The organism is Stenotrophomonas sp. PS02297 (assembly GCF_029959705.1).
Taxonomy (GTDB): Bacteria; Pseudomonadota; Gammaproteobacteria; order Xanthomonadales; family Xanthomonadaceae; genus Stenotrophomonas; species Stenotrophomonas nitritireducens.
Genome location: NZ_JASCOS010000235.1, coordinates 1 through 1,478, shown reverse-complemented (window position 1 = coordinate 1,478; position 1,478 = coordinate 1). Strand labels below are relative to the sequence as shown.

The following is a 1,478-nucleotide window of genomic DNA, read 5'->3' as shown; positions in this document are numbered from 1 at the left end:
CGACCTGGCCGCGCGCCTGCGCCAGCTCCCGCCCGAGCGCCTGCCGCCGGCCGCGGCCTGGCAGCGCATCGCCGCGCGGCTTGAGGAGGAGCCGCGCCTGGCGGTTGCCGCCGCCACGCCGGTCCCGCGTCGCCGCCGCTGGCTGTCTGCCGCGGCCGCGGCGGCCGTCGCCGCGCTGGCCTTGTTCGGAGCCGGCCGCTGGTGGGGCCTGCACGAGCGGCCGGTACGGCCGGTGGCGGCGCAGGAATCGCCGCTGGAGGCGCAGGCCGACGCGTTGGCCGATGCCTACCGGCAGGCGATCGCGGCGATTCCGCAGGACACCGTGCCTGCCGAACTCGCGCCCGCGCTGCACGAACTCGACGCCAGCGCGGGCAGCATCCGCACGGCGATCGCACAGAGCCCCGATGCCGGCTTCCTGCTCGGCCAACTGCGGCGCACCTACGCGCTGCGCCTGGAACTCACCCGGCAGGGCATTGCCCCCGCCGGTCTTCCCACCTGAAGGAGAATCCCCATGAATGTTTCCCTGCGATACCTGCTGGCCGCCGTCGCGCTGCTGGCCCCGCTGGCGCCGGCCCTGGCGCAGACCCCGGTCAACGAACACCACGCGTTGTCCAGCGGCGGGCGGGTCGAGATCAACAACGTCGCCGGCTCGGTGACGGTGCGCGGCTGGGACCGCAACGAAGTGCAGCTCACCGGCACGCTCGGCGAGGGCCAGCGCCTGGACGTGCAGAGCAGCGCCAACCGCGTGCAGCTGAAGGTGGTGTACCCGCAGAACGGCCACAACAGCCGCGGCGCGGTACTGGAACTGCGGGTGCCGCGCGGCAGCGAGCTGCAGGCCGGCACGGTCAGCGCTTCGCTGGACGTGGCCGACGTCGACCTGCGCCGGCTGCAGGCCAGCACCGTCAGCGGTGGCATCACCGCCAACGGCCAGGCCGGCGAGAGCAGCCTCAACACCGTCAGCGGCTCGATCCGCTCGCAGCTGCGGACCTCGCGGCTGGAGCTGCGTTCGGTCAGCGGCGGGATCAGCGCGGCCGGCACCAGCGGCGGTGAGGTGAGCGCCAACTCGGTGTCCGGTCGCCTCGATCTGGACCTGTCCGCGGTGCAGCGGCTCAACGCCGAAACCGTGTCCGGCAGCCTGGGCGTGCGCAGCGCCGGCCTGCAGCCGGGGGGACGCATCAGCCTGCAGACCGTGAGCGGGTCGATTGCGCTGACCCTGCCGGCGCGCACCTCCGCGCAGCTGAAGGTCAGCAGCTTCAGTGGCAGCATCCGTTCGGACGTGGGCGAAGTCGAACGCCCGCGCTACGGCCCGGGCAGCCACCTCGACGCGCGCATCGGCAGCGGCGATGGCGACATCTCCATCAACTCGCATTCGGGCAGCGTGCGGGTGAACCTCGGCGCGCGCTGAGTGCGCGCACGGCCGCCCGCGCCCGGGGAACCCGGGCGGGCGGCGACAATAGGGGGCTTGCCCCGTCAAAGTT

Annotated in this window: 2 protein-coding genes; both read left to right on the top strand. The window is 73.7% G+C overall.

Annotation, left to right across the window (positions count from 1 at the left end; genetic code table 11):
- Positions 1–499 (top strand): hypothetical protein (locus tag QMX80_RS19145; protein ID WP_282278762.1); only part of this gene is annotated, 499 nt, incomplete at its 5' end.
- A gap of 12 nt (positions 500–511) precedes the next feature.
- On the top strand, positions 512–1,405 hold the full coding sequence (locus QMX80_RS19140; RefSeq protein WP_282278761.1) for a DUF4097 family beta strand repeat-containing protein: 894 nt from the start codon (positions 512–514) through the stop codon (positions 1,403–1,405).
- Positions 1,406–1,478: the final 73 nt, after the last annotated feature.